This is a genomic window from Chryseobacterium sp. AG844 (genome assembly GCF_003182335.1).
GTDB classification, from domain to species: domain Bacteria; phylum Bacteroidota; class Bacteroidia; order Flavobacteriales; family Weeksellaceae; genus Chryseobacterium; species Chryseobacterium cupriresistens.
On record NZ_QGTV01000001.1, the window covers coordinates 246,562 to 272,886 of the forward strand.

Below are 26,325 nucleotides of genomic sequence, written 5' to 3' on the forward strand. Positions count from 1 at the left end.
AGATTATCTATTAGCCTCTAACAAAGTTAATAAATACCTTTGGCAAAACATTACACACGTTACATGATATTTATTTTCAACATAGAAAAGGTTTAAAAATACGCTTTTTTCAGAGAAAATATCACTTCGGTAAACACTATTGGAATTTATGGAGACGCAAAAATTTAATTATGACAATAATATTGTCAGAGCATTCCTCTATGCGACTATCGCATTCGGACTTGTAGGATTTCTGCTGGGGCTTACAGCTGCATTGATGCTTTTTTATCCTGAATTGCCTGAATTTTTATTCGGTACGGATGATACAACTATTAAAAGCTTGGCTTCAGGTAATATTCAGGGGCTGATCAATACACAGGGAGCCATGGGCTTCGGAAGGATTAGAATGCTTCATACCAGTGCTGTAATTTTTGCTTTTGTATGTAATTCCTTTTTCTGCGGTGCTTATTACAGTATGCAGAGGCTTCTTAAAACCAGAATGTACAGTGACACCCTTTCATGGATTCACTTCTGGTCATGGCAGCTGATGATCGTCAGTGTGGTTATTACGTTCCTTATGGGAATCAATACTTCTAAAGAATATGCCGAACATGAATGGCCCATCGATATCTTAATTGCATTCTCATGGATCATTTTCGGAATCAATATGTTCGGAACTATTGCCAAAAGAAGAGTAAGACATTTGTACGTAGCCATCTGGTTCTATATGGCAACCTGGCTTGCTGTAGCAATGCTTCACATCTTCAATAACCTGGAAGTTCCATTATCTTTCACAAGCTGGAAATCTTATTCTGTATATGCAGGTGTAAAAGATGCATTAGTACAATGGTGGTATGGGCACAATGCGGTTGCATTCGTATTAACCACCCCTGTATTAGGTCTTATGTATTACTTTATGCCAAAAGCAGCTCAGCGACCGGTATTCTCATACAAACTATCCATTATTCACTTCTGGTCGCTGATCTTCGTATATCTTTGGGCCGGGCCTCACCACCTGCAATATACAGCTTTACCGGCATGGGCTCAGGCGGTAGGAACAGGGTTCTCTATTATGCTTATTGCTCCGTCATGGGGAGGAATGCTGAATGGCCTTCTTACCTTAAGAGGAGCCTGGGATAAGGTAAGAGAAAATCCGATTCTTAAATTCTTTGTAGTAGCGGTTACATGCTATGGTATGGCTACTTTCGAAGGACCTTTACTCGCTACAAAATCATTAAATAAAATTGGTCACTATACAGACTGGGTTATCGGACACGTACACATTGGTGCACTCGGATGGAATGGTTTTATGGCATTCGGAATTGTTTATTACCTGGTTCCAATTATGTGGAGAACATCTCTTTGGTCTAAAAAACTGGCCAACTGGCACTTCTGGCTGGGAACTTTAGGAATCATCTTCTATGCAGTTCCAATGTATATATCTGGATTTACGCAAGGATTGATGTGGAAACAGTTCAACCCGGACGGAACCTTATTATGGAAAAACTGGCTGGATACTGTAACAGCTGTCATTCCTTACTATAAAATGAGATTCTTAGGAGGACTATTTTATCTTTCAGGAGCTATCCTGATGGTTGTAAATGTTATTAAAACAATCAAAGCTGGTTCATTCCAGAAAGAAGTTCCTGCAGAAGCTCCTGCCTTAGCCAATATCGGAAGTTCAAGAAAAGAAGGTGAAGGCTTACACCTTTGGCTGGAAAGAACGCCTACTCTTCTTTCTGTATTAGCTTTCATTACAGTAGCAATTGGTGGATTGGTGGAGATTGTTCCTACACTGTCACTGAAGCAAAGTGTTCCGACAATTACTGCCGTAAAACCATACACGCCACTGGAACTGGAAGGTAGAGACTTATATATCCGTGAAGGATGTAACTCATGCCACTCACAAATGATCAGACCTTTCCGTGATGAAGTCGTAAGATTTGAAGGGAAAAACGGACAGTACTCCAAAGCAGGAGAATTCGTATACGACAGACCATTCCTATGGGGATCTAAAAGAACAGGACCGGATCTTCACAGAGAAGGAGGAAGAAACCCGGATTCATGGCACTTCAAACACATGTATAACCCAAGAATTACTTCTGCCGGTTCCATTATGCCACGTTTCCCATGGTTAATCAGTAATAAACTGGACAGAACACAAATGGTGGATAAAATGAAACTGATGAAAAATGTCTTCGATGTTCCTTATACAAAAGCTCAGATAGATTCTGCCAGCCAATGGGCGGACAACCAGTCCAAAGCAATTGTACAGAGAATTTATTCTGAAGCAACGGATGTAAAAGATCAGATGACTAAAGAAAAAACAGCAAAAGGATCTGCCTATGTTCCACTTGAACAAAGAGAAATTGTAGCCATGATTGCTTACCTGCAGAGATTAGGTACAGACATCAAAACAACACAGGTACAAACCGCAAGCGTAGAGTAACATTTAAAATTAAACTGCAATGAAAACGAGAACCCCCATTTCAATATATATCGCAACAACGATAGGTTTAACGATCATGGCCTTTGAAATGTTTGCCGGAGATTCAGGATATTTTTCTTCTCCTTTTTTCTGGGCACTGATACTAATTGCCATTATCCTGCTGCTGATCATGAATTCTATTGGTGACCTGGTAGAAAATGAAAGTTTCAACAGATTATCCGAGGAAGAAAAAAAACAATATCTGGAAGAAAAAAAGATTCCTTATTACCAGAAATTATGGAACTCTGCGTTCAAAAAACAAAGCGCTACAGAAGAAAAAGATATTCTTATCGACCATGGTTTTGATGGAATTACAGAGCTGGACAACTCGCTTCCGAAATGGTGGATTGGCTTATTCTGGTTCGGATGTATTTTCTGTGCCGTATATCTGGTAGCCTTCTCTTTTACAGATTATGCCCATCCGGATGCAGAATACACGAAGGAAACAAAAACCATGCTGGCTTCCATAGAAGAGTATGAGAAAACGGCGCCTCAGATCAATCTGGAATCTGCAAAATACAGTGCTGATAATATTGCTGAAGGACAGGAACTTTTTAAAACGAATTGTGTGACCTGCCACGGAGATGGAGGAAAAGGAGGTATAGGTCCGAACCTTACCGATACCCACTGGATCAATATTAAAGAAAAAAGCTTATTTAAAAATGTATTCTGGATGCTTGAAAACGGCTCTCCAAACAATCCTACCATGAGACCTTTCATTAAAGAAGGAACCATTACCGGTAGAGATGCAGAGAAAATTGCCGCTTATATTTATCACATCAATCAGGAAACCGCTCCTATCACAACGGCACAAGGTGGTGCAGCTCCTCAGGGAGAAGAAGTGAAATGGGAGAACGGAAACAACTAAAATTATTATTATCTATCAATAAACCATGCCACGCCCCCTTCACAGCTACTAACATTTGAATTTCATTTTTGCTAACTAACCTTTTCAACATTAAAAAATGATAAAAGGGGGCGTTTTTTAAACATAATAATCCCTGCCTTGACTCGTCTTACTCAACTATTCACTTGACAACTACAAACTAAAAATTCCATAATAAGACAGCCAAGGCAGGATTTTTGCATTCGCAAAGGGTACCACAACAAAGACCAAATAAAATAGTATTGTTATCTTTGTTAGAAACCTCATCGCATTTGAAACTGAAAATCAACACCACAAAACTCTTAAGGCGTATTGTAATAACCTTTATTTCAATATTGGTTCTTCTTACCCTGTTGATACTAAGCTTAAGGCTTCCAGCCGTTCAAAATTTCATCAAAGACAAACTCATTGTTTACCTTGAGAAAAAAATCAAAACTCCCGTAAGCCTGGAAAGAGTCTATATAGGATTCCCGAACAGCCTTGTCATGGAGAACCTTTATCTCAAAGGACAGGACGTAGATACTCTTCTGGCAGTGAAGAAACTGGATGTAGGTTTACATATGCTGAAGCTTCTTAATTCTACGGCAGATATTACTTCTGTTGAAATGGAAGGAGCACGTGCCAATGTAGTGAGGAAACCGGACGGCAAATTCAATTTTGATTATATCATTGATGCTTTTGCTTCCAGTGATAAAGAAGAAAGCCCATCCAAACCTTTTATTATTTCCCTTGATAAAATCAATTTAAAAGATGTTGGGGTAACATTTAACGACCAGCAATCGAAGAATGATATTCAGCTCTATTTTAAGTCATTCGATACCAGAGTCAAAACTTTTGATCTCAGCAAAAATAAGTATGCTGTTAATGATATCAATCTCGACGGATTAAAATTAAAGTTAAAGCAGGGACTTGTAGAAGAAGTTGCCAACAAGGTGGAGAAAAAAGTAGATTCTCTTAATGAAAAAAAGCCTATGAATATTGGTTTAAGAGGAATCAAGCTTACTCATTTCGACATTGATTACGGCGATGAAAACACCAAAACATTTGCAAAAGTTATATTCAAAGAACTTAGCACTAAGGTCAACAAACTGGATCTTGAAAACAACGCTTTCAACGTAGCGAATGTTTTTCTTTCGGGAGCAGACATTAATGCCAATCTTTATCTTCCCGCTCAGAATGCCAATCCTAAAACAACCAAAGAACCTGAAGTTTCCAAAGCCTCTGATCAGGATAAAGCCATGAAACTCCTCTTAGGAAAACTTGTTTTGAACGATGTAAAGGTCAATTATAACAATACCGCTATCGCTCCTACTAAACAGGGAATGGACTTCAACCACCTTAATTTTTCAAAGATGAACGTTGAGGTGAGAAGCTTCAAAATGGAGAACAACACCTTTGCAGGAACAGTAAACTCAGCAGAAATCAAAGAAGGCAGAGGGCTGGATATTCAAAAGTTCAATACCGATTTTGTGTATGCTGAAAAGGAGGCTTATCTTAAAGATCTTTATCTGCAGACTCCAAAAACAATACTGCATGATGAGGTTGTTTTAAACTATAATTCTATCGACCAGCTTAGCTCAAACTTAGGCGCTGTAAAGATTTCAGCCAATATCAAAGATTCAAAAATAGGGTTTTCCGATATTCTGAATCTGGTTCCGACATTGAGAAATACGGTTCCGTTCAATAAATATCCGAATGCTATCCTGAATGTAAATGCGAATGTAAAAGGAAGCGTGAATGATCTTTTAATTCAGGATCTCAAAGTTTCAGGGCTGGATCAGCTAAGGGTAATGGCTTCCGGAAGGATCAAAAATGCGATGAATCCGGATCAGTTATATTATGATCTGAGAATCGGGGAATTTTCATCCAATGCTAAAACGATATTCAATCTTGTCCCTAAAAATACAATTCCTTCGAATATTTCGCTTCCTTCCCATTTCAGCATCAAAGGAAATGCAAAAGGAACAACGAAAGTGGTGAATACAGATCTTAACCTCTACTCTACTTTGGGGAACGCTGCCATCATCGCGCAGGTAGACATGCGCAGAAAGAATCATGAATTGTATGATGTGAAAGCAAATCTGCAGGGAATACAGGTTGGAAAAATCATTCAGAATAAAGATATTGGTCCTGTTACGGCACAAATTGCCGCCAAAGGAGAAAGTTTTGATTTCAAAAATGCCAGTGCCGACTTAAAAGGCCATGTTGCTTCCGCTGTCTACAAAGGATATCGTTACCAAAACATGAACCTTACCGGAAAGATCAAAAAAGGAGCTTATCATGTGATTTTGGATTCAAAAGACCCGAATGCCAGTTTGCAGCTGACCGCTTCAGGAGTTTATGATGAAAAAAATCCTACGGTAAAAGTAAACGGGGAAGTTATTAAGCTTGATGTCAACAAACTTGGCTTCTATGAAAAACCGATGATCATTGCCGGAAAAATTGATGGAGATTTCACTAATTTAGATCCGAATAATTTGAATGGATATCTCAACCTTAAGGATTTCGCATTCTCGGATACGAAAGAGGTCTATCCTGTACAGGAAGTCAATCTGAAAGCTTCCTCTACACAGGATTCCACACAAATTGTTTTCAATTCTCAGATTGCAGATGTGGAACTGAAAGGTAAATATAAGCTTACCCAGATTTTTGGAGCTTTAACGCAAACTGTCAATCAGTATTACCAGTTCCAGAAACCGGATAAAAGTCAAAAAATTGATCCGGGGCAGCATTTTAACTTTACTGCAAAGATTAAAAATGACGATCTGATCAGAAAATTTGTTCCGGATCTGAAAGATTTTGAAACCATTAATCTTGTCGGGAATTATGATGCAGATTCTCAGAAAATTGAAATTGACGGACAAATTCCACGATTATTATATAGTGAAAATACCATTGAAAAAGGGGCTTTAAAGGTAACGAATGAAAATCAGGCATTACAATACAGCCTGAATGTTGCTGCCTTGAAAAGCTCAAGTTTTTCTTTAAATAAAATCAATATTGACGGAGATGTTGCGGACAATACCATCCGGTACAACGTTACTACAAAAGACGAGAAAGATGCCACTCAGTTCCTGATTGCAGGAAATGCAAAATCGTTGAATGACATTACCGAAATATCTCTTAACCCGAACGGACTTAAGCTCAATTATACGGATTGGAATGTTGCTGAAAACAATAAAATTCAGATCAGCAACAAAGGAATTCTGGCGGATAACTTCATCTTGTCTAATGGCAGCAGTGAAATCGCTGTTCAATCTGAAAGCAGCAGCCCAGGCAGCCCTTTGAACATTTCACTGAAAGATTTCAAGATTGAAACCATTACGGAACTTATCAAAAAAGATACAGTCCTGGCAAGAGGAACGATCAATGGTACGGCGCAGCTTCGGGATGTTACTAAAAATATGACCTTCACTTCGGACCTGAATATTTCCGATCTGATTGTCTATGGAAGTCCTGTCGGAGACCTTGCTGTAAAAGTAAACAATGCTTCACCGAAGGTTTTAAATGCAGATATTGCCCTTTCCGGAAATAACAATGACGTAAAAATCTTTGGGGATTATAATACCTCTTCCAGTACTTTCGACCTGAATATGGCGATCAACCAGCTTCAGATGAAGAGTATTCAGGGATTCTCCATGAATGCCATTACCAATACGGAAGGTTATCTTTCAGGAAACTTAAAGATTACCGGAACCAGTGACAAACCTAATATTTTAGGAAAAGTAAAATTCAATGATGCCGGATTGGAAATTGCCAAAACGGGCAGTGATTTCAGACATCTGAGTGATGAAATAGACTTTACCCGTCAGGGAATAGAGTTTGATCAATTTAAAATCAAAGATAAAGACGGAAATGCCCTTGTAGTGGATGGGCAGGTTCTTACGCAAACCTATAGGGATTTTGCTTTTAACCTTAATGTAAATGCAAAAGATTTTAAAGTAGTTAATTCGGAGAAATCCAATGATGCGATCATGTATGGTATTCTAGCCATTGATGCCGGCCTTCATATCCGCGGAAACCTTGATCTTCCAAAGGTAGACGGAAGGTTGAGCGTGGCAGACAACACCGATTTCACTTTTGTTCTGCCTCAATCCAGTCCTTCTCTGCAGGAGAGAGATGGTATTGTAGAATTTGTGGATCAGGATCAGGTGGTTTTAAACAAGACGATCAAAGCTGATTCTCTTAATGCACAGAGCCGTATCAAAGGAATGGATGTAAGTGTTAATATTGAAGTCAGCAAAGAGGCAAAACTATCATTGATCATTGATAAAGCCAATGGTGATTTTGTACAGCTTCAGGGTGAAGCAGAATTAACCGGAGGAATAGATCCGTCAGGAAAAACCACATTGGTAGGTGTATATGAAGTGGAAAAAGGAAGCTATGATCTTTCGGTAAGTTTCCTGAAGCGTAAATTTGACATCCAGAAAGGCAGTACCATTACATGGACAGGTGAACCTACGATGGCTCAAATGGATATTACCGCCGTTTATAAAACAGAAGCTCCGCCTATTGACCTTGTGGAACAGCAGATCAGTGGAGAGAGTGCCTCAACGATGAATCAGTTTAAGCAGAGGGTTCCTTTTAATGCCTTGTTAAAAATGAAAGGGGAATTATTGAAACCTCAGCTTACTTTCGATATTACTACTGATGAAAAAAATAATTCTGTATCTACGAATGTAAAAGATGTTGTAGATCAGAAGCTGGCCCAGATCAGAACCCAGGAGTCTGAGCTGAACAAACAGGTGTTTGCCTTATTGCTTCTGAACCGTTTTATCGGAGAAAATCCATTTGAAAGCGGTGCCGGAATGTCTGCAGAGACCATGGCAAGGCAGAGTGTAAGTAAGATCCTGTCCCAGCAGCTGAATAATCTTGCAGCAGGGCTGATTAAAGGAGTAGATCTTAATTTTGGTCTTGATTCTTCAGAAGATTATTCCACCGGAGAAAAAAACACCAGAACCGACCTGAATGTAGATATCAGCAAAAAATTACTGAACGATCGTCTGAAAGTGACGGTAGGAAGTAATTTCGGACTGGAAGGCCAGGCTCGTCAGAATGAAAACATGACGAATATTGCAGGGAATGTTTCTGTAGATTACAGCCTTTCCAAAGACGGAAGGTATATGCTTCGTGCTTACCGTAAAGATGAATATCAGGTAGCACTTCAGGGACAGATCATAGAGACCGGAGTCGGATTTATTATTACATTGGATTATGACAAGTTCCGGGAGATTTTCCAGAAATCCAAAGAGAAGAAGCCGAAAAAAAATCAAAATAACCAAGTGGTAGAATTTAAATAATGAATAGTAAGTTCCATATATATTGTAAGTATCTGTTGGTTTCCGGAATGGCATCCACGGTAATCTCGTGCAGCAACACCAGATTTTTGAAAGAAGGCCAGATGCTCTATACGGGAGCCAAAGTAAAGATTGAAAATGATACAATTTCCAAAAAAGAAAAAAAAGGTCTTGAGTCTGCACTGGAAGCAAATCTCACCCCAAAGCCTAATTCTACATTCCTGGGATTGCGCCCAAAGCTGTATTTCTATAACATAGCCAAAGAGCCTAAAAAAGACAAAGGTTTTAATTACTGGCTTAAATATAAAGTGGGTGAAAAACCAGTATTATTGGGAGATGTAGATCGTGAGTTCAATAAAGATATCATTGAAAATTATTCTGAAAACAAAGGATATTTCAATGCCAGAGCAACGTATGACACCGTTTCAAAGAACAAAAAGGCTCAGGTTATTTATACAGTAAGGCCTGGCTCAAGATATCTGATAGACGGTGTAAAATTCCAGAAAGATTCAACACTGGTTAATCAGGAAATTCAAAACCTTACGGATAAAACTCTTCTTAAAAACGGAAAACCGTTTGATCTGGATGTCATCAAAGCAGAAAGAGAAAGAATTGACAACAGGTTAAAGGAACGAGGTTTCTATTATTTCCATCCTGATAATATTATCGTGCAGGCCGACAGTACGGTGAGTAAGAATCATAAAGTTGAGCTTAATGTAAAACTGAAGGACAACACGCCTGATTTGGCAACGCAGCAGTTCAGTATTGATAATGTTATTGTATTTCCCAATTACAATATTCAGGATGTGAAAGATGGTAAATACAGCATCCCGATGGATAAAGATTCTCTTTCCAAATACCGTTTTGACGATATTTATGTCATTGATCCGCAGCATAAATTCAAACCGAAGATTTTTGACAGAGCCTTATATTTTAAAAAAGGAGATCTTTACAACCGTTCCAACCACAATCTTACCCTGAACCGATTGATCAGTCTGGGAGTATTCAAATTTGTAAAAAACGAGTTTATTGTATCTGATTCTTTAAGCCATAAATTTGATGCGTATTATTTGTTGACTCCAAGACAGGTACAATCACTCCGTCTGGAAGCTTTGGGAAGAACCAATTCCGCCAACTATGCGGGTAGTGAGCTGAACCTGAACTGGACCCACAGAAATTTCTTCAGAGGTGCAGAACAGTTTAAAGCAGCCATCTACGGAGCTTTTGATTTCCAGATGGGAGGTGCCCAGAATGCCAATAATATTTTCCGTGCAGGAACAAACGTACAGCTTTCAATCCCAAGAATTGTAGCACCATTCCGTTTTCATTCTTCCAGTGAATTTGTTCCCAGAACGAATATCACATTGGGATATGAATTCCAGAACAGAACACAATATTATACCTTAAATAATTTCACCGGATCATTCGGATATGTATGGAAAGAAAATGCAAGAAAAGAACATGATCTGAAGGTGATTGATATTACGCTAGTATCTCCAGCAAAGGTTACAGAAGAATATGAAATTAAATCTGCAACAAATCCTGCTATGAAAAGAATTGTTGATAAACAGCTTATTTTCGGTCCTACCTATTCTTACACCTATACCAATACCATGCTTCCAAAGACCAACACCGTCTATTATAAAGGTACGCTTGATCTTGCTGGAAATATCACTGGTCTGGCCACAGGAGCTGATGTAAAAAAAGATAAGGAAAAGAAAATATTTGGTATTCCTTTCAGCCAATATGTAAAGATTGAAAATGATTTCAGGTTCTATCATAAGTTTACTGAAAAATCTTCTCTGGCAACAAGATTTATCGGAGGGATTGCCTATCCGTATGGAAACTCGGAGTTTATTCCTTTTTCCAAGCAGTTTTTTTCAGGAGGAAGTAACAGTATCAGAGCATTCCGTGCAAGAACATTAGGGCCGGGAAGTTTTGATCCGAGAACGATAGAACCGGGGGCTTATTTTGACCAGTCCGGGGATATCAAACTGGAATTAAATGCAGAGTACCGTGCCAATCTTTATAAGTTCTTAAATGCTGCCGTTTTTGTAGATGCCGGAAACATCTGGCTGCTTCACGATGATGAAAACAGACCCGGGGCTAAGTTTTCAAAAGATTTTTTAAATGAAATTGCGGTGGGAGCCGGAGTAGGTCTGAGACTGGATTTTTCAATCCTGATTCTAAGACTGGATCTTGCCATGCCACTGAGAGTTCCTTACTATCAGAAAGGAGACAGATGGGCCTTCGATAAAATTAACTTCGGAGACTCAAGCTGGAGGAAAGATAATCTTGTTTTAAATATTGCCATTGGATATCCATTTTAATATGATTAAAACTGCCAAATTTTTCTGGGAAGTTCTGAAAGACACCTTTACAGGATGGAACAATTCTTCCGCATCAAAAGATTCGGCAAGCCTTGCTTATTATGCCATTTTTTCTATTCCGGGTTTATTGATCATTATTATCTGGGTACTTGGAAATTTCTTTGGAGAGGAAGCGATCCGCGGGCAGATCAGCACACAGATCAGCGGTATTATGGGTCCGGATGTGGCAAAAAGTATTGAAGGAATGCTGGCGGGCGCTTTGATCGACAAAAAGAATATTTTTATGAAGGCAGTAGGGGTCGGATCACTGATTTTCGGTTCCACTACTCTTTTCTTCCAGCTGCAACATTCATTAAATACCCTTTGGGAAGTAGAAGCTGCTCCCAAAAAAGCATTAGTGAAATTTTTACTGGACAGGGCGAATTCTTTAGGAATGATTCTTATTCTGGGATTTCTTTTGATGATCACCATGATTTTATCTTCTCTGATCAGCCTGTTTAATACAATTATCACCCAGTATTTCGGTTTTGAGACCTATATGCTGGTAGAATTTGTCAATTTCGCCGTAGGTTTTGGCCTTGTGATGCTGTTATTTGCCTTAATGTTTAAAGTACTGCCTGATGTTTTGATCAGCTGGAAACCGGTATGGAAAGGAGCATTTCTGACAACGGTTTTATTTACCCTCGGAAAATTTTTATTAAGTCTTTATTTTAACCAGGTAAAACCTACTTCAGCCTTTGGCGCTGCCGGAACAGTTATTCTGATTATGATGTGGATCAATTATTCCTGTATGCTGATATTCTTTGGTGCAGAATTTACTAAAGTGTATACCTACAAAAAGGGCTATAAAGTAGTTCTTTCCAAACATGCACGATGGACTCCTGCTAAGTTGTACGCGGATAGTCTGAAACAGATGCAGGGTGAAAGTAATGATAAAACGTAGATTTGGGTTACAGGGTTCGGGTTGCGAGATTTTGAGATCCGGGATATTTCTGATGCGAGATTATTGATATATAAAAAATAGAAAGAAAGCCTCCTGAAAAATTTCAGGAGGCTTTCTTTCTATTTTTACATTCTGTTTACGGTTCCGATTCCCAAGAGTTCCAACGATTTTTTAATCGTCTTTGCTGTGAGATCTGATATATTTAAACGGAATTGTTTTAAATTCTCATCTTCCAGTTTCAGAATAATATTACTTTGATAGAACGAATTATAAGATTTAGCCAGATCATAAACATAATTGGCAATCAGGGCCGGGCTCAATGCATCTGCTGCTCTTTCAACAATTGTTTTGTAACTGGTCAAAAGCATAATCAGTTCTTTTTCATACTGGTTTAAAGTTACATCCGATATTTCTTTATACTGGTAATCTGCTTTTGCCAGCAAAGACTGCGTACGAGCGTAGGTATATTGAATAAACGGTCCTGTATTTCCATTAAATTCAATACTTTCTGCCGGATTGAACAACATCTTTTTCTTAGGATCCACTTTCAGCATGAAATATTTGAGTGCTCCCATTCCAATGATTTCATAAGAAGCTACTTTTGCTTCTTCTGAAAGACCTTCAAGTTTTCCCTGTTCTATAGCTTTTAATTTTGCCGTTTCATGCATTTCTGCCATCAGGTCGTCTGCATCTACAACGGTTCCTTCACGGGATTTCATTTTGCCTTCAGGAAGTTCAACCATACCATAAGAAAGGTGGAATAACTGATTTGCCCACTCATACCCCAGTCTTTTAAGAATCTTAAATAAAACCTGGAAGTGATAATCCTGTTCGTTTCCTACAGTATAGATCAGTTTCTGAATATCATTTTGCTTAAAACGCTCAACTGCCGTTCCAAGATCCTGAGTCATATAGACTGAAGTACCGTCTGAACGAAGTAACAGCTTCTGATCAAGACCTTCATCGGTAAGGTCACACCAAACAGAACCATCTTCTTTCTGATACAGAACTCCTTTATCCAGTCCTTCCTGAATAAGATCTTTTCCTAAAATATAGGTATTGCTTTCATATTGAACCTGATCAAAATCAACACCTAATCTTTTATAGGTTTCATTGAATCCTTTGTAAACCCATGAGTTCATTTCTGCCCAAAGCGCTCTTACAGTTTCATCTCCATTTTCCCAATCCAACAACATCTTCTGAGCTTCCTTCATTACCGGAGCATCTTTTTTAGCCTGCTCTTCTCCTACCCCTTGTGCTACAAGCTCCGCAATTTCTTTTTTATAATTTTTGTCAAATTCTACATAATAGTTTCCAACAAATTTGTCTCCTTTGGTATCGGTTGTTTCAGGAGTTGCTCCGTTCCCGAATTTCTCCCATGCCAGCATAGATTTACAGATATGAATACCTCTGTCATTGATAATCTGGGTTTTAATTACATCATATCCGGCCTCTTTTAAAATCTGAGCGACTGAGAATCCTAATAAATTATTTCTGATATGCCCTAAATGCAATGGTTTGTTGGTATTTGGTGAAGAATATTCTACCATTACCGTGGCATTTTTCTTTGCTATAGTAGAGAAATTTTTGCTTACAGATCTGAAGTTGTCCACAAACAGCTGGTTTTTCACTTTAACATTCAGGAAACCTTTTACTACATTAAAGCTTTCGAAAAGTTCCGTCTGTTCTGTTAACGCTTCACCTAATTCAACCCCGATACTCTCAGGATTTTTTTTCAATTGTTTGACCAACGGGAAAGTGACAATAGTAAAATCACCCTCAAATTCCGTTTTATTCTCCTGAACTTCCAATTTGATGTCTTTTAACTGATATACATTTAAAATAACCTCTGAAAGTTTTTCTTCTATAATATCTTTAATATTCATGTGTTCATACTTATTTTTTCAAAGGCCACATGTAATAGCCCGCATTTCATTTCAAAATTTTGAAGTACAAATATACGGAAATTAAAAAACCGCCCGAAGGCGGTATAATATGAATGTTAATAAAATATGTGTTAATTTTTATCCCAGAAAAGCTTTGTTGTGGCCTTATCTCCGCCAATTTTAGTACCAGCAGCTTTCACATTATCTCCGTTTAACACATACTCCTGATCAGAATAAGGCATTCTATAAGGTACAGAAGATAAATTTGACTTCGGAGGATTCACAAGAATCGGATAGTCTAAACGTCTGGTAAAATTCCAACTTGCAAATCCTTTGTTAAACATAGCAATCCAAGCTTGTACACCTATAGACTGTTTCCAGTTTGCCGGATTATAAGGATGTGCAAGCACATATGCATCTGCAATAGCAGCGCTTACACCATTCTCCCTCATAGATTCTTTCACTGCAATTGCATAAAGCTCTGCTGCTGTACCTCCTGCTGAATAACCTCTTGCAGCAGCCTCTGCTTTTAAGAAGGCTACTTCCGCATAACTAAAAAGGTTGGATGCTGCAGTAGCACTTCTGAAATAAGAGCTTAATTGAGAGAAGTTAGTGTATGGATCATTCAGCTCTCCAAAGACTCCTCCTTTATATACTCCTCCTACTTTGGTAAACCACACATCCATTCTTGGATCGGAAAGAGAACTCATAGTATTGATTGTTAATTCACTAGGCAAAAAATCATTTCTATTTGATGCTACTAAATTATCAAATACCGGATTTGAGAAAGTTCCGCCGTCATATTTAAATTTGTAAGCGTCGTCGTCAGAAGAAATAACCCCACTGGCTATTGCTGATTCAACGGTAGTTTTTGACAATGCAGGATCAACATCTGCTAAATTTATCCCTAATCTTAATTTGATAGAATTTGCAAATTTCTTCCATTTGGTCATATTACCTCCATAAACCAGATCACCATAACCGGTAGCGGCAGGTTTTATAGTAGCCGTAACAGCATCAATTCTTTTGATCAAGTCAAGATAAATAGTCTTGGCATCATCATATTTAGGGGTTAATATTTCATCAGGTTTGAAAGCCTCAGAATAAGGAACATCTCCATAAGTATCCACGATATTTTCCCAAATAAATATTTCTTCAATTTCTAAAGTAGCCAATTTATTGATTCTAACATTTTCATCTGGTTCTACTTCTTTTACCAGGTTAACCTTTGCTTGTTTCAGATTATTAATACTGTAAACATACATTCTGTTAAAATGATTACGAGGCTGATTTCGGGTCACCAAATTATATTGAGTTTCGTCCGGATACTGTGTTTCTGCCCACTGTTGTGTAAAGAATCTGTAATTATTAAAATTCACACTGGGATTATCCATATAATAAGATGACTGATATAAGGCCGTAGCTAATAAATTATCAGACGGAAGAATTGATGGATGCTTAGGGTCATCGTTAAGAGAAGTCAAATCACTTTGGCATGAACTTAAAGCCAACCCAATGCATGCAGACACCAAACTTATTTTTATAATATTTTTCATTTTTAAAGTAATTTAGAATTTAAATGTAACATTGATACCCAAATCTCTTGTCGTAGGCATGGAACCAATTGACCATCCATAAGAGCTAAGCCCGCCGCCTACCATGGCTTCAGGATCAGCATATGGTAAATTTTTATGAATTATCCACAGATTTCTACCTACAATTGAAATCTTGGCATCATAAATCTTGGTACCTGCCAGTAAAGACTTTGGAAGCATATAACCAATACTTGCTTCTCTAAGCTTAATAAAAGATCCATCATAAACAAATTCGCTTGCAGGCTGTGTTTTATATCCTGTAGAACCGCTGTTATCAAATGGTGATAATGCGATATTATTTGGAGTACCGTCAGGAAGAACACCAGGTAAAACAATAGGTTTATCCCTGAAATCTCCTTCAGCTGTTTCTTTGTACAGACCGGATGACAATCCATAATACATATCTGTTGAGAATATATCCCCTCCTTTACGCATATCAATTAAAAAGCTTAAAGAGAAACCTTTATAGCTAAAGCTATTTCTAATACCTCCAATCCAGTCCGGGGTAGTATTACCTATCACCTGATTTGGGTTTTGTAAATATTTTCCTGTCTTAGGATCGATAACTTTTTGTCCATTTAAATAGGTATAATCAGCACCAATCAATGTTCCCCAAGCTTCACCAACTCTGGCATTTAAAGACACCCCACCCTGAAAACTATTTAATAGATAGTTATTAATTCCCGGATATAATTCTACTACTTTATTCTGATTTTTTGACCAGTTTGCATCAATATTCCAAGTAAAATCTTTTGTCTTTATTGGCACTAGTCCTAGCTGTACTTCAACCCCGCTATTATCAATTCTACCAGCGTTGAATATTTTACCTGTATATCCTATAGCTGCAGAAGTAGGAAGTGGAGAAAGTATCTGAGGAGTAGTTCTTGTTTTATAATATGCAAAATCAACCGTTATTCTGTCTTTTAAGAAATGTGCTTCAGTTCCAACTTCAAATTCATTGGCCTTTTGCGGTTGCAGGCCTGGGTAAGGTTGATTTAAAATAGAGTTATAAATTCCTTGATTAGATAAAATTCCAGCAGGTCTATAATTATTAAATAATTGATAAGAAGCAGCAGATCCTCCAACCTGAGCATAATTTGCTCTTATTTTCCAGAAATTCATCCACCTTTTGGTATCTAGAATTTCGGACATAATTAATGATCCTGTAATCGAAGGGTAGTTGAAAACATTATTACCTTTTAAAAGTGTTGATGTTTCTTCTATCCTGAATGTTGCATCTAAATAGAATTTTTTATAAAAATCAAAGGAAGCTGTTGCGTACCATGAGTTAGTTTGTATTGTATACTCAGTTTCATCCGCAGCTAGTGGTGCCTTTTTAGAGTTGGATAGGGCATAAATCCCAGGTACAATTAGTCCTCCTTCTGTTGATGCATAGACTGAATTATAATAATTTCGACGTATATTTCCTCCTACAACTCCGGAAAGATTAATATTATCCGTGATATCAAATTTGTAATTCACCATTAAGTCATAGTTGGTCTCCGTCTGTAGTATGTCACGTCTTCCATATCCAGAACCAATGGTGTTATTTGATTGTCCAAAAGCCTGAGGCAAAGAACCAACCGCCAATCTAGTTTCCGCTATAAGATTTGATCTGTCATATGAAACTTTTCCGGTAACAGAAATATTATCAAACAGATCATATGTTACCAGCCCATAAGTGAAATTTCTGTATCTTTTGTCTGAAGAATAATTCTGATAGGCCTGGAAATATGGATTGTTCCAATATGCGGGTGCCCCGTTTGCTGCTGACTTTCTGTTCCATGTAACATTACCATAATTATTGGATGCATTGGCTACATTCGGATCTACGTTTGCAAAATATAAGTTTTGCAGAGCATCAATATCTACGTTAGTTTGCCACCATTGTCTGAAACCGGTAGCTATATTGTTTGAATACCCCGTAATACTCCTACCTTTAGTATCCTGTAAAGTTATTGTTGAATAGAAAGACGAATGCAATTTAGGCGTTAGATCATAATTAATCTTTAAAGAGAAATTATTTTTATTAAGATGGGAGTTAGGTATTAACCCATCGGACATCATATTTTCATAGGTAAAACTAATGTTTTTTCCTTTTTGCCCTTTTTCTAACGTTACGCTGTTAATATATGAGGCTGGATTTTCGAAAAATTTAATCGGTCCATTCTTAGCGGCCACCCAAGGAGTTGCTTTTTGATAATTGGGGGATAAAGGATTAAATGAATCCCACTGATATACCAGCAAATTAGGATCAAATTTAGGTCCCCATGAAGCATCTGCTCCAAAATTCGCATTATTCAAACCATCAGAAGCCTGTGTACCGAATTTTTGAGAATAACCGGCACCATATCTTGTCTGATATTCAGGAAAAGTAGACTTATCAATAAATCCTACCTGTACTGCTGAGGAAAACGTCACACCCCAAGAACCATCATCTTTTCCTTTTCCATTTTTAGTTGTAATAACAATTACTCCATTTAACCCTCTTTCACCGTAAAGGGCTGAGGCTGCTGCTCCTTTTAATACGTTAATGGATTCAATATCTTCCTGGTTGATGTCAGAAAGAGCATTACCGTAATCAATTGAGTTTTCCCGAGTACTGGTGTTATTAACAGGTGATCCATCAATAACAATTAACGGATTTCCGCCCGCAAGCGACTTCACCCCTCTTATAACCAAATTGGAAGATCCTCCAAAGTTGTTATTTGTAGTAACATTAAGACCGGCCACCTTACCTGATAATTGCGCTGCAATATTTCCTGTATTTGTTGTTCCGTCTGACAAAGCGCTTGCTTTAATTTCCTGCGACGCATACCCCAAAGATTTTTTTTCTCTTTTAATACCCAGTGCAGTTACCACCACCCCTTCAATTTCTTTTGCTTTAATTGTATCTTTCTTCTCCTGAGCACTTACAATAGCCATAGAGGAAGTCAGTACTAAAACAAGAAGACTTGCTGTTAGTTTCTTCATATCAATTATTTTTATATCCGTACAAATTTGCCGAATATATTCAATAATTCAAATAAAAATGTTAAAAAAAATAAAAATTTATCATAAATAAGCAATAAAAAACAATAATTAACAAATATTTTAAATCAAAAAATTCACATACATAAATAAAATACTATTATTTTAAAAAATAAGAAAAAATAATTCAATTTACTTAATCGCTTAACATAATTTAATTATTAAATAAATGATATTATTAAATAAAAAAAACCGCCCGAAGGCGGTATAATATGAATGTTGTTAATACGTTTTAATTTTTATCCCAGAAAAGTTTTGTTGTTGCTTTATCTCCACCAATTGCATTCGCAGCTGCTGAAACGTTAGCATTATTGACTACATATTCCTGATCAGAATATGGCATTCTGTAAGGCATTCCTCCAATATAAGATGATGGCGGAGCAGTAAGTACAGGACTATCTAATCTTCTCACAAAATTCCAAGCAGCAAAAGGGTTATTCCACATAGCTACCCATCCTTCATATCCGATAGATTGTTTCCAGTTTGCAGCATTATATGGATTAGCTAATATATAAGCTGCAGCATCTGTTGCAGATATACCATTTTCTGTCATAGACGCAGTAACGGCAGCAGCATATAGACCAGCTGCAGTTCCTCCCGCGTTATATCCTCTTGCTGCAGCTTCGGCTTTTAGGAATAAAACTTCTGTATAACTTAACAAGTTTGCAGGAGCATTACCTGTTAAAAAAGTAGGATTTACATGAGAAAAATTAGCAAATGTGTTTAAAGTTCCATATACACCTCCTTTATAAGTACCTCCTATTTGAGTAAAATATGCTGCTCTTCTTGGGTCTGATTTCGTATTCATTGGATTTACAATAACATTAGAAGGCAAATAATCATTCCTACCTGATGCAACCAAATCATCAAATAATGGATTTGTAAAAGTATTTCCATCAAACTTCAATGAATAAGAGCTATCATTTGAATCAATTACTCCACCAGTGATAGCGCTTTCTGCTACTGATTTTGATGTAGCAGGATCAACATCTGCAAGATTAATTGCCAATCTTAATTTAATTGAATTGGCTAGTTTAACCCATTTATTCATATCTCCTTTGTAAACAAGATCTTCAGGGTAACCAGCTTTAGTCTTATTAATTTTTGCTATTGCTGCATCTAATCTTGTTATTAAATCAAGATAGATTGATTTAGCATCATCATATTTTGGAGACTTAATAGTTTCTGCTTGCAAAGCCTCTTTATAAGGTACATTACCATATGTATCTACAATATTTTCCCAAACAAAAATAGAAGCAATTTCTAAAGTAGCCCATTTGTTATTAACTACATCAGGATCAGCATTAATCTCTGTTGGCAGATCTTTTTTAGCTTGCTCAAGAGGAGCTAATGTATAAACATACATTCTTCGGAAATGGTTTCTTGGCTGAGCTCTAGTAGTCAAATTATAATTGGTTTCCTGTACATAGGTTGTCTCTGTCCATTGTTGCGTAAAAAAACGATAATTATTAAAGTTTACACTACCCGTATACATATAATAGAATCCTTGAAACATACTTGTTGCCAATAAATTCCCTGTTGGTACAGTTGAAGGGTGCTTGGGATCCTCATTCAGAGAGGTAAGATCGCTTTGACATGAGTTAAACAATAATAACGAAGCAACAACACCTCCAGCGTATAATATATTTTTAAACTTTTTCATTTTAATAAATTTTATTTTTAGAATTTAAAGGTAAAATTAACACCCAATTCTCTTGTTGTAGGAAGAGCTCCCACAGATGATCCATATGAATACAATCCACCCATTTGAGATGATTCAGGATCAGCATATGGAAGATTCTTATGAATAATCCAAAGGTTTCTACCCACAATAGAAATTTTAGCCTCATTCATAAAGGTATTTGCTAATATACTCTTAGGAAGAGAATAAGTAATACTAGCTTCTCTCAGCTTTACAAAAGATCCATCATACACAAATCTTTTGTCAGGAGCAATAGCATAACCATCATTTGGATTGTTACCATATTCTAAAGGATTAACTACGTCTGTGTTAACTGGTGTAGTATTTACCTGGCCATTAGGATTAACTCCAGCTAATACAGGTATATTTGTTCTGTAACCATCAACTGCAGTTTCAGGGAATAATCCACTCGCTAATCCATAATACATATCTGATGAAAATACATCCCCTCCGTGACGAACATCTATTAAGAAACTTAATGAGAAATTTTTATATCTAAATGAATTTCTTAATCCACCGGTCCATTTAGCTTGAACATTTCCGATTACCTTATTACTTTCTGTTTGGTACAATCCTGTATCAGGATCAACCACTTTCTCGCCATTCAAATAAACATAATCACTACCATAGATATCTCCCCATTGGTTTCCAACTGAAGCAACTATGGAAGCACCTCCTACCAAGCCTACGAGTTGATATACCTGCAGACCTGCATCAAGCTCTACAACCTTACTTCTGTTTCTAGCCCAATTGACATCTATATCCCATGCAAAATCTTGACTTTTTATTGGACTTACTCCTAAATGTAATTCGATACCTTTATTGTTAATTTGTCCAGCATTGATTGCTGCCCCAAGTTTTCCTGAACCAGCTGAAATATCAGGAGTGATAAGTTGGTCAAATGTCTTTGTATCATAGTAGGCCCCGTCAAGAACAATTCTGTCTCTTAAAAAGTGAACCTCAGTACCAAACTCAAATTCTCTGGATCGTTGAGGTTTTAAGTTTTCATTTTTTAGAATTGTTTGTGGTCTGTAGATATTGATATTTCCATTTCCTGTATTAAAATAACCTGCTGTATAATACGAATATTTTAATTGATAGGGATCAGCTGTTCCTCCTACTTCGGCATAATTTCCTCTTACTTTCCAAAAATTCATTACTGATTTTTCAGATTTTAGAAGTTCAGATAAAATTACAGATCCGGAAACAGATCCATAAGTATATTTGTTATTACCATCAGGTAAAGTTGAACTTGCATCTCTTCTAATTGTACCATCCAAATAGAATACTTTATTAAAATCAAATGAAGCTGTTGCATATAAACTGTTTGTTTGTACTGTTGCTTCAAATTCCACCGGATTTAATAAAGGAGCCTTGGAATTATCTAATGAATAATATCCTCTTTTAATTAAACCACCTTCCGTTGATGCTTCGATTGAGCTCTCATGATTTCTTCTTACATTTCCTCCAACTATACCACTGATGTTTAACCAGGAAGTAATATCATATTTATAATTTGCGAATAAATCAAAGTTTGTTTCACTTCTACTTAAATCATATCTATGGTATCCAGAACCTATAGCTTTTCCTGAAACACCAAAATTTTGAGGATACGAGCCTTCAGCCAGTCTTCTTTCAAAAACTAAATTAGTATTGTCATAACTAAGCTTACCTGTAATATTAATATGATCATTTACATCATAAGTTAACTGAGCATACGAAAATGTTCTTGTTCTGTCATCAGTAGAATAATTTTGATATCTCTGAAAATATGGATTGTTCCAAAAGGCAGGTTTTCCATTTGATCCACTTTTTCTATTCCATGTAACATTTCCGTAATTATTAGCAACTGTAGGATTTCCAACATTATTGAAGTAAGCATTCTTCAAAGCTTCCAAATCAACATTTGTCTGCCACCATTGTCTGAAACCTGTAACAATATTGTCATTATAACCAGTTTCTGTTCTACCTGTCGTTCCCTGTATTGTTAGTGTTGTATAGACTGTCGCGTGTAATTTAGAATTTAAATCGTAATTTACTTTTGCCGAAATTGTATTTTTTCTTAAATCTGAATTTGGTAAAAGACCACTAGACATGTTATTATCGTATGTCAGATTAAAATTGAATCCTTTGCTTCCTTTTGATAAGGAAATGGAATTAATAAATGACATCGGTGTTTCAAAAAATTTAAGCGGTCCATTTTTTGCTGCTACCCAAGGGGTTGCTTTTTTATAATTTGGAGATGTCGGATCAAACGAATCCCATTGATAAACTAATAAATTTGGATCAAACTCTGGCCCCCACGATGCATCTTCTCCGAAGTTAGCATAGTCTTTACCATCTGCTGCGCTTCCATAATAAAATGATGGATCATAACCTCCTCCGTATCTAGTCTGGTATTTTGCGAATGTAGATTTATCTATAAAACCTGCCTGAACTGAGGATGATAAAGTAACCCCCCAGGAGTTATCGTCTTTTCCTTTACCATTCTTTGTTGTAATAACAATTACCCCATTAAGTCCTCTTTCTCCGTATAAAGCAGAAGCTGCAGCTCCTTTTAAAACGTTTACAGACTCTATATCTTCTTGATTAATGTCTGATAAGGCATTACCTAAATCGAATCCTCCATTCTGATTACCAAAGGAAGTAGATGAGTTATTTACTGGAGACCCATCAATTACAATTAAAGGATTACTCCCACCTAAAGATTTTACCCCTCGAATAACCAAGTTTGAGGATCCTCCAAAATTAGAAGTGGTTGTTACATTTAAACCAGCAACTTTACCAGATAACTGAGAGGCTATATTCCCCGTATTTGTAGTTCCATCAAAAAGTTTATCCGCCTTAACTTCCTGGGATGCATAACCTAAAGATTTTTTTTCTCTCTTGATCCCAAGTGCAGTAACGACTATACCTTCAATTTCTTTAGTCTGTGAAGTTGTATCATTTTTCTTCTGCTGAGCATTTACAATTGCAACGGAAGAAGATAATACAACAACAAGAAGACTCATTGTTATTTTCTTCATATCAAATTAATTTTGTACGCTACAAATTTGTAAAACTTTCTTAATAACACAAAGAAAAAAACAAAAAAAATAACAATATTTCAACATTACATAAAAAAAACTAATGAAAATATACTATTTTTTGTTAAAAAACACATATTTAACAAAAATAAACCATTAAGACATTATATTTTTTTAAGAAATATTAACAATAAGAAATATTTATATTATCTATAGAAAAAATGCACAAAAAGTACATCAAACCAACTGATTAACAATAAAATAAGTCACTTATAAAAGATAAAAAACTCTATAAAAATCAAAATACAATGCAATGCATATGATATTTTCACCCTGAAAAAGGAATCAATTACCCACAAATAGTGAAAACAATATATTTAAATTACCAGAATCCGAATAGAAATAAATAATAACTGAAATAATGACAATAATAAATCCTATAAAATACTTTCCTGTAAAATTTTATATTTTTGCAGTATATAACAATTCATGGAGCTAATAAAAAACTGGTCAAACCTTTACATCGAAGCAGGATGTGATGAAGTAGGAAGAGGGTGCTTAAGTGGGCCGGTGGTAGCGGCAGCGGTAATTTTGGATGATGATTTTGAACAAAATCTGGTTAATGATTCAAAAAAGCTAACGTTTAAAACACGTATGGAACTGGATAGCTACATTAAAGATAATGTGAAAAACTACGCCATCGCAGAACTACCTCCATCCTTTATTGATGAGCATAATATTCTCAATGCAAGTATCCATGCAATGCATCGTGCGCTGGACAGACTAACGATAACTCCTGAACTTATTCTGGTGGACGGGAATAAATTTCATCCTTATAACTACATCCCTCATCAATGTATTATCAAGGGAGATTCTAAAGTATTATCGATTGCTGCAGCGTCTATTCTTGCCAAAAATTATAGGGATAAGTTAATGATTCAACTTCATGAAGAACATCCTGAATATGGGTGGGATACCAATTTTGGCTATGCTACTAAAAAACATCAGGATGCGCTTATTAAACATGGACCGACCCGATATCACAGACAGTCTTTCAGACTGAAATATGATTAAAAGTAACTGATTTTCAATTATTAAATTTTCATCCACTGATTGAAAATTTAAAATCATTCTAAATAAATTACAGATAAAAAAAGAGAAGCAATTGTTCAATTGCTTCTCTTTTTTAACGTATTATTAAGAATTTATTTCTTTTTATTCCTTTGTTGTTCCTGAGCTTTTTGCTGCTCCTGAGCCTTCTCCATCATTTCTCTCATTCTCTTCTGGAATTTACCTTCCGCTTTCGGTTTTTCCTTATTAGACTGAATCTGGGCATGGATTTTCTTTTCATCCAGGATCAAATACTTAATAACAAGGATAATCAGAATATTAATCGCATTCGATACAAAATAATACCATGAAAGACCTGAAGCCGAAGTATTAAGGAAGAACAGGAATGTAATCGGGAAGATATACATTAATACCTTCATGTTTGGCATTCCTTCCTGCTGAGGCTGCTGCATATTTCCTGAAGTCATAACAGTATAGATTAAAATAACAACTGTACAGGCTAAAGCGAAAATACTTAGGTGGTCTCCAAGGAAAGGAACTTTAAACGGAAGCTTGATCAAATCATCATACGCTGTCAAATCTTTTGCAAACCAGAACCCTTGACCTCTAAGATCAATAAAGTTTGGGAAGAAACGGAACAAAGCATAGAAGATAGGAATCTGAACTAATGCCGGTAAACATCCCGCCATCTGATTCACTCCGGCTTTTCTGTAAACCTCCATCGTTGCCTGCTGCTTCTTCATCGGATCTGCATCCTTGAACTTCGCATTCACCTCGTCAATTTCCGGACGAATCACCTTCATCATAGCACTTAACTTGTGCTGCTTATACATAATTGGCGACAGGATCAGCTTTACGATGATCGTCATTACAAAAATCACCCAACCTGCTGATAATCCCCACGCAGCAATAATACTGTATAACCACATGAAAAAATAACGGTTCATTGCCCCGATGAATGACCAGCCTAACGGAAGGATTTCATCAAAATTCTTATCATAAGATTTAAGCAATGGCAAATCCAATGGCATAAAATACCATGTGAAATCCTGGTTCAGCTCACTTCCGGTCATCTGAACAAAACCTTCGTAGTTGAATTTCTTCAGATACTCTCCTTCTTCAACATTTTCCTGATTACCTTTACTTTGTGTAAATCCGTTTTTAGCTTCAATCACTGAAGAGAAAAACTGCTGCTTTACACCAATCCAGTTAAGAGTCTCTTTTTCTTCCTCCATGGTAGTTCTTCCATCATAATCATAGTCTTTATAATTATTGAAGGCATAAGAAAATTCTGAGTGAGACTGTTCCTGAGCTCTACCTTTTTCAAGGTTTCTTACGTTATAATCCCAGATAAAATCTGCTTTGTTATCAGAAGTAATTTTAGAAAGTCCCTGAGTTCTTACTTTAAAATCAAGGGTATATTTTGGTAATAGTGTGTAAATGAATTGAATGACGGCACCATTGTAATCTGCAGTTAAGGTTACAGCATTTCCATTAACAGTTGGTGAGAAAACTAAATCTTTAGTATTAACGATTTTCCCTGTTTTATCTTTAAACTGAAAACCGTAGTTTGAATTATTCTTTGTGATAAGATAAAGAGGCTGATCTGCATTATCTGTTTTGTGGTTGTAGGCTTTATATTTTAAAAGTTCTACTTTGGAAACCTGTCCTCCTAAGCTTGAAAATTCAAGTTTCAGTTCATTATTCCCAAGACTTGCTGTCTGAATGGCATTAGGAGTTACATTTGGATTGATATTGCTTGCCTGAGTTTGCTTTACGGCATTTTTTGCCTGTTCCGTTTTCTGCTCCTGAGCTTTCAACTCCGCTTCTTTCGTTTGTTTGTTCTGGAAATAGAACATAAAACCGAAGAGAACAAGGCATAAAACCGCGAAACTAATCATTTGCTTCTTATCGATTCCGTTGTTTTGTTGCATTTTATTTTATATTAAAATTTTAAATTTAAAATGTACGTACGGGTGTACATAATTTGAGCTGACAAAAATACTGTTTTTTTATCAAAACTCTATGCTTTACGTTGTTACTATATAATAAACTCAGGCTGATTATTCTCAGCCTGAGTTTATATGTAGAC

General features: G+C 36.6%; 12 protein-coding genes. 6 read left to right on the forward strand and 6 right to left on the reverse strand.

Annotated elements, in window-relative coordinates:
- Positions 1–148 precede the first annotated feature (148 nt).
- From ccoN to DEU40_RS01065, 5 genes are all read left to right on the forward strand, one after another.
- Positions 149–2,428, forward strand: coding sequence for a cytochrome-c oxidase, cbb3-type subunit I (gene ccoN / locus DEU40_RS01045; RefSeq protein ID WP_110008317.1), 2,280 nt, complete (start codon positions 149–151; stop codon positions 2,426–2,428).
- A gap of 19 nt (positions 2,429–2,447) precedes the next feature.
- Entirely contained in the window at positions 2,448–3,335 is an 888-nt protein-coding gene (locus tag DEU40_RS01050; RefSeq protein WP_110008128.1) for a cbb3-type cytochrome c oxidase N-terminal domain-containing protein, read from the forward strand.
- A gap of 290 nt (positions 3,336–3,625) precedes the next feature.
- The gene (locus DEU40_RS01055; protein ID WP_110008129.1) at positions 3,626–8,653 is read left to right on the forward strand and encodes a translocation/assembly module TamB domain-containing protein; all 5,028 of its coding nucleotides are present in this window, start codon (positions 3,626–3,628) and stop codon (positions 8,651–8,653) included.
- On the forward strand, positions 8,653–10,980 hold the full coding sequence (locus DEU40_RS01060; protein ID WP_110008130.1) for a BamA/TamA family outer membrane protein: 2,328 nt from the start codon (positions 8,653–8,655) through the stop codon (positions 10,978–10,980). Before DEU40_RS01055 ends, DEU40_RS01060 begins: the two co-directional genes overlap by 1 nt.
- A gap of 1 nt (position 10,981) precedes the next feature.
- Entirely contained in the window at positions 10,982–11,923 is a 942-nt protein-coding gene (locus DEU40_RS01065; RefSeq protein ID WP_110008131.1) for a YihY/virulence factor BrkB family protein, read from the forward strand.
- Between the two features lie 125 nt (positions 11,924–12,048).
- On the opposite strand, the gene argS is transcribed toward DEU40_RS01065, so the two are convergent.
- From argS to DEU40_RS01090, 5 genes are all read right to left on the reverse strand, one after another.
- Positions 12,049–13,809 (reverse strand): arginine--tRNA ligase, encoded by a 1,761-nt coding sequence (gene argS, locus DEU40_RS01070; RefSeq protein WP_110008132.1) that lies wholly within the window; start codon positions 13,807–13,809, stop codon positions 12,049–12,051.
- 131 nt (positions 13,810–13,940) lie between these two features.
- The gene (locus tag DEU40_RS01075) at positions 13,941–15,365 is read right to left on the reverse strand and encodes a SusD/RagB family nutrient-binding outer membrane lipoprotein (RefSeq protein WP_110008133.1); all 1,425 of its coding nucleotides are present in this window, start codon (positions 15,363–15,365) and stop codon (positions 13,941–13,943) included.
- Between the two features lie 12 nt (positions 15,366–15,377).
- Positions 15,378–18,377, reverse strand: coding sequence for a SusC/RagA family TonB-linked outer membrane protein (locus DEU40_RS01080; RefSeq protein ID WP_110008134.1), 3,000 nt, complete (start codon positions 18,375–18,377; stop codon positions 15,378–15,380).
- Positions 18,378–18,666: 289 nt separating this feature from the next.
- Positions 18,667–20,097, reverse strand: coding sequence for a SusD/RagB family nutrient-binding outer membrane lipoprotein (locus tag DEU40_RS01085; protein ID WP_110008135.1), 1,431 nt, complete (start codon positions 20,095–20,097; stop codon positions 18,667–18,669).
- Between the two features lie 17 nt (positions 20,098–20,114).
- The gene (locus DEU40_RS01090) at positions 20,115–23,162 is read right to left on the reverse strand and encodes a SusC/RagA family TonB-linked outer membrane protein (RefSeq protein ID WP_110008136.1); all 3,048 of its coding nucleotides are present in this window, start codon (positions 23,160–23,162) and stop codon (positions 20,115–20,117) included.
- 489 nt (positions 23,163–23,651) lie between these two features.
- Here DEU40_RS01090 and DEU40_RS01095 point away from each other — a divergent pair, with 489 nt between their 5' ends.
- The gene (locus DEU40_RS01095) at positions 23,652–24,236 is read left to right on the forward strand and encodes a ribonuclease HII (RefSeq protein WP_110008137.1); all 585 of its coding nucleotides are present in this window, start codon (positions 23,652–23,654) and stop codon (positions 24,234–24,236) included.
- 131 nt (positions 24,237–24,367) lie between these two features.
- Here the strand turns inward: DEU40_RS01095 and yidC are convergent, their stop codons facing one another.
- Positions 24,368–26,167: a membrane protein insertase YidC gene (gene yidC, locus DEU40_RS01100; protein WP_110008138.1), complete on the reverse strand. Its 1,800-nt coding sequence runs from the start codon at positions 26,165–26,167 to the stop codon at positions 24,368–24,370.
- Positions 26,168–26,325: the final 158 nt, after the last annotated feature.

Excerpts from the sequence above, each read along its gene's own strand:
- DEU40_RS01080 (WP_110008134.1), bottom strand. The coding sequence starts at position 18,377 with ATGAAGAAACTAACAGCAAGTCTTCTTGTTTTAGTACTGACTTCCTCT.
- DEU40_RS01060 (WP_110008130.1), top strand. The coding sequence starts at position 8,653 with ATGAATAGTAAGTTCCATATATATTGTAAGTATCTGTTGGTTTCCGGA.
- ccoN (WP_110008317.1), top strand. The coding sequence starts at position 149 with ATGGAGACGCAAAAATTTAATTATGACAATAATATTGTCAGAGCATTC.
- DEU40_RS01085 (WP_110008135.1), bottom strand. The coding sequence starts at position 20,097 with ATGAAAAAGTTTAAAAATATATTATACGCTGGAGGTGTTGTTGCTTCG.
- DEU40_RS01075 (WP_110008133.1), bottom strand. The coding sequence starts at position 15,365 with ATGAAAAATATTATAAAAATAAGTTTGGTGTCTGCATGCATTGGGTTG.
- DEU40_RS01090 (WP_110008136.1), bottom strand. The coding sequence starts at position 23,162 with ATGAAGAAAATAACAATGAGTCTTCTTGTTGTTGTATTATCTTCTTCC.
- argS (WP_110008132.1), bottom strand. The coding sequence starts at position 13,809 with ATGAATATTAAAGATATTATAGAAGAAAAACTTTCAGAGGTTATTTTA.
- DEU40_RS01065 (WP_110008131.1), top strand. The coding sequence starts at position 10,982 with ATGATTAAAACTGCCAAATTTTTCTGGGAAGTTCTGAAAGACACCTTT.
- yidC (WP_110008138.1), bottom strand. The coding sequence starts at position 26,167 with ATGCAACAAAACAACGGAATCGATAAGAAGCAAATGATTAGTTTCGCG.
- DEU40_RS01050 (WP_110008128.1), top strand. The coding sequence starts at position 2,448 with ATGAAAACGAGAACCCCCATTTCAATATATATCGCAACAACGATAGGT.
- DEU40_RS01095 (WP_110008137.1), top strand. The coding sequence starts at position 23,652 with ATGGAGCTAATAAAAAACTGGTCAAACCTTTACATCGAAGCAGGATGT.